The 4,148-nt window shown below is 31.3% G+C and carries 3 protein-coding genes; 2 read left to right on the forward strand and 1 reads right to left on the reverse strand.

Going from position 1 to position 4,148, the window contains the following annotated elements; translation table 11 throughout:
• Positions 1-88: 88 nt before the first annotated feature.
• Positions 89-655 (reverse strand): TetR/AcrR family transcriptional regulator, encoded by a 567-nt coding sequence (locus FC55_RS09525; protein ID WP_003700985.1) that lies wholly within the window; start codon positions 653-655, stop codon positions 89-91.
• A 122-nt stretch (positions 656-777) separates the two neighbouring features.
• On the opposite strand from FC55_RS09525, the gene FC55_RS09530 reads away from it, so the two are divergent.
• Together FC55_RS09530 and FC55_RS09535 are read left to right on the forward strand one after the other, a co-directional pair.
• Positions 778-1,479 carry an ABC transporter ATP-binding protein gene (locus FC55_RS09530; RefSeq protein WP_003700986.1) on the forward strand — a complete coding sequence of 234 codons (702 nt, stop codon included), beginning with the start codon at positions 778-780 and terminating at the stop codon, positions 1,477-1,479.
• A 10-nt stretch (positions 1,480-1,489) separates the two neighbouring features.
• The gene (locus tag FC55_RS09535; protein ID WP_003700988.1) at positions 1,490-4,075 is read left to right on the forward strand and encodes an ABC transporter permease; all 2,586 of its coding nucleotides are present in this window, start codon (positions 1,490-1,492) and stop codon (positions 4,073-4,075) included.
• Positions 4,076-4,148 lie beyond the last annotated feature (73 nt).

Below are 4,148 nucleotides of genomic sequence, written 5' to 3' on the forward strand. Positions count from 1 at the left end.
CTCTGCCAGCTGAGCTAACCACCCATAACTCATCAACGAATAATATAATAACAAAAAATTTGTACCCATGCAAGCTTTTTTTGAAATATTATTCAAAAATATCAAGAGGTGCTAGTTTGCGATAAGCATTGATGATATCCAAAAGTTCTTGAGGAGTTTCAGCCATACCTTTTTGAATCCAAAAAATAAAAATTGTAGCAATGCTACCAAAATATATTTCAAAAGCATAGTCTTTATCTATCTTTGGTGAATCAACATTAACGTGTAGCTGAATAAAAACATCTGTTAATAAGATTTTGAATTTTTCTTGCATCTCATTTTTTAAATTACTATTTACAAGAGCTGAAATTAGCTCAGAATTTTCCTCTAGATAATAAATGATATCTAAAATTTGATTATTTGAAAAAATAGTACGATGGTCGGCGATTTTGTTTTTTTGCAGCAAAATTTCTTTAATATCAGAAAAGAATTCACGCTCAATTTCATCTAATAAATCAAATTTATCAATATAATTTAAGTAAAATGTACCCCTATTAATTTTAGCAAGACGTGTAATTTCGCTAACAGATACCTTATCAAACCCTTTATTAGCGAGAATTTGAATAAAAGCTGAGCGAATTCGTTTTTTAGAATCCGTTTTACGAATGTTTCCCATAATATATCACCTTAAATCAACAAAGCTATATTAATTGTATATTGTTTAAACATCAATATACTACTACTATTTAATTATAGCTTAAATGAACAATATGTCTATATAAGAAAAGAGGAGTGAATATGTCATATATTGAAGTAAAAAATTGTACCAAGACCTATCAGATGGGTGATAGCACAATTTATGCTAACAAAGATATAAGTTTTTCGATTGAACAAGGCGAATTAGTGATAATTTTAGGAACATCTGGTGCAGGTAAATCAACGTTATTAAATATTATTGGTGGTATGGATACTAATACTAGTGGAAATGTCATTATTGATGGTAATGACATTTCACAGTATAACAAGAGACAGTTAACTACATATCGCCGTAAAGATGTAGGTTTTGTTTTTCAATTTTACAATTTGGTTCCAAACTTAACAGCGAAAGAAAATGTGGAACTCGCTTCTGAAATTGTAAAAGATGCGATGAAAGCAGAAAAAGCTTTAGAAAATGTCGGCTTGGGAGAAAGAATGGACAATTTCCCAGCGCAATTATCAGGTGGTGAGCAGCAAAGAGTGGCAATAGCACGTGCAGTGGCTAAAAAACCTAAAATTTTGTTGTGTGATGAGCCAACTGGTGCTTTGGATTATAATACTGGGAAACAAGTGTTAAAAATTTTACAAGATATGAGTGTTAAGAATCATTCAACAGTCATTATCGTTACACATAATGCGGCACTAGCTCCGATTGGAAATCAAGTTATTCATATCCATGATGGACAGGTTAAAGAAATTACTAGAAATGCTAATCCAGCAGATATTTCATCAATCGAATGGTAGGTGAGATGAAATGAGTAAGAAAATTTTATGGAAAGATGCATTTCAAGCTATTACTAGCTCATTGGGTAGATTTATCGCTATTTTTCTATTAATGATGTTGGGCGCGTTTACATTAATAGGGATAAAAATTACTGGGCCAGATATGAGAGAAACTGCGACTAGTTTTTACCAACAGCACAAATTAGCAGATACAACTGTGGTATCTAATTACGGCTTGGATTCTAATGATGTTCGTGTAATAAAAGATTATTCAAAAATTAAAAACTATGATTTAGGTTATTTTCAAGATACTAAGGTAAATAATGGGCAAACGGTAGTTAGGGTATTTTCTAATCCAAAGAATATTTCAACCTATGAGTTGGTAAGTGGTAAGATGCCGCATAAAAGTAACGAAATTGCGCTTAGTTATTTATTAAAAGGAAAATATAAAATTGGACAAACAATTAATTTAGATAAAAATACAAGTTTAAAGCATGAAAAATTTAGAATAACGGGGTTTGTCCGTTCAAGTGAGTATTTAGATAAAAATGATCTCGGCCAAACTAATGTAGGTACAGGGCAATTAAATGGAGTAGCAGTTGTTGCGAAAAAAGCATTTAAGACTAAAGTATATACAATTGCAAGAATTAGATATGAAAATACTGCAAACATGAATCCCTATTCTGCGCAATATAGAAATACTGTTAAGAAGTATCAGAAAACAATAAAAGATAGGCTAGATAAGAATAGCCAGAATAAATTAAATAAATATCAAAATGAAATTAAGCAGGCTAGAAACCAGATAATGCAGGGAAAAGAACAGATAAATCAGGTGAAATTATTTTCTTCGGCACAAGCTAATCAACTTGAAAAAGAAATTAGCCAAAAGGAAATAGAATTAAATAAAGAAGAACAAAATATAAAACAATTAGGTTATTCAACTTATAACGTACATAGCCGCGACTATAACCCAGGTTATACTTTATATCGATCTAATTCTGAAAGAATAGATATTCTAGCTAATATTTTCCCTGTGATTCTATTCGCAATTGCGGCGTTAGTTTGTTTGACTACAATGACAAGATTTGTAGATGAAGAAAGAATAAACATAGGAACGTTAAAGGCATTGGGATACAGTGATGGTGATGTTAGAAAGAAATTTGTTTTATATAGCTTAGTTTCAGGAATCCTTGGAATCTTATTAGGCGCAACTTTAGGATATACTTTTCTGCCAAGATTGATTTACAAAGCTTATACTACTAATTTAACGATGCCTGAAGTTAAGTTACAATTTTCATGGATATATTTATTAGTAACATTGGCTATTGGGCTATTATGTACAACTTTCGCGGCTTTGTGGGCTTTGAGAAGAACGTTAAATGAAAAACCAGCGCAATTACTATTACCAAAGGTACCAAAAAAGGGAGCACGGATTTTACTAGAAAGAATTACGCCACTTTGGAATCGAATGAGTTTTACTTATAAAGTAACAGCACGGAATCTTTTCCGTTATAAAAGTAGAATGTTGATGACGATTTTTGGAGTAGCTGGATGTACAGGTCTATTAGTAATGGGATTTGGTATAAAAGACTCGTTGAATGGAATTAGTGAGATACAGTATAAAAATATCATTAAGTATGATTTAGTAACTGTACAGCAAAATAATTTGACCAAGAAACAACAAAATAAGCTAGATGAAGTATTAAATAGTGATGAAATTAAGCAGTATAAAGATGTACATTATGAACAACTAACGAAAAAAGCTGGAGTAGATGATACAGAACAAATGATAAGTCTACTTGTACCAAGTTCGAATAAAAATTTGGGAAAGTTTATTGGATTGCATGAGCGCAAGACTAATAAAGAGCTAAAATTAACAGCTAATAGTGTAATTATCTCTGAAAAATTAGCAGATCTATTAGGCGCAAAAAAGAATAGTACAATTACTTTAAAAGATGATGAAGGAAAATGGCGTAAGTTTAAAGTAACAGACATTACAGAGATGTATATGGGACATTATATGTTTGTGGGAAAGCATGCATATCAAAGAAGTATGGACAAAAAATATACGACTAATGGGGAGTTAGTAACACTTAGAAATAAAAGTAATAAAAATATTCAAAAGATGTCTGAAAGATTTATAGAAACGAATGCGATTAGTGTAGTCTCACAAAATATAAATAATAAAAAGACAATTGACAATGTTATGAATGGATTGGGTAGAGTAATCTTTATTTTAATTGGAATAGCAGTAATTTTAGCTGTAGTGGTAATTTATAATTTGACTAACATCAACGTGTCAGAAAGAATAAGAGAACTATCGACAATTAAGGTGCTGGGATTCTATGATAAGGAAGTTACAATGTATATTTATCGAGAGACGATAATTTTATCGTTCGTAGGGATTTTATTTGGGTATCTGCTTGGAAAATGGTTGCATAACTTTATAATTACGAGTTTACCACCAACGAATGCGATGTTTGATCCTAATATGTATGCGATGAATTACATTTTATCAGGGGTAATTCCACTGATTGTAACGCTAATTCTAGCTTTTGTAATGCATAGGAAGATACGTTCAGTAGATATGTTAGAAGCTCTAAAATCAGTTGATTAGAATAACAAAAAAGCAGGTAGAACGAATCGTCCTACCTGCTTAATAGATCTCTGATGGGTGGTCAGGGGATCGA

It is taken from the genome of Ligilactobacillus salivarius DSM 20555 = ATCC 11741 (assembly GCF_001435955.1).
GTDB classification, from domain to species: Bacteria; Bacillota; Bacilli; order Lactobacillales; family Lactobacillaceae; genus Ligilactobacillus; species Ligilactobacillus salivarius.

Coding starts and splice junctions, on each gene's coding strand:
- FC55_RS09525 (WP_003700985.1), bottom strand. CDS start 655: ATGGGAAACATTCGTAAAACGGATTCTAAAAAACGAATTCGCTCAGCT.
- FC55_RS09530 (WP_003700986.1), top strand. CDS start 778: ATGTCATATATTGAAGTAAAAAATTGTACCAAGACCTATCAGATGGGT.
- FC55_RS09535 (WP_003700988.1), top strand. CDS start 1,490: ATGAGTAAGAAAATTTTATGGAAAGATGCATTTCAAGCTATTACTAGC.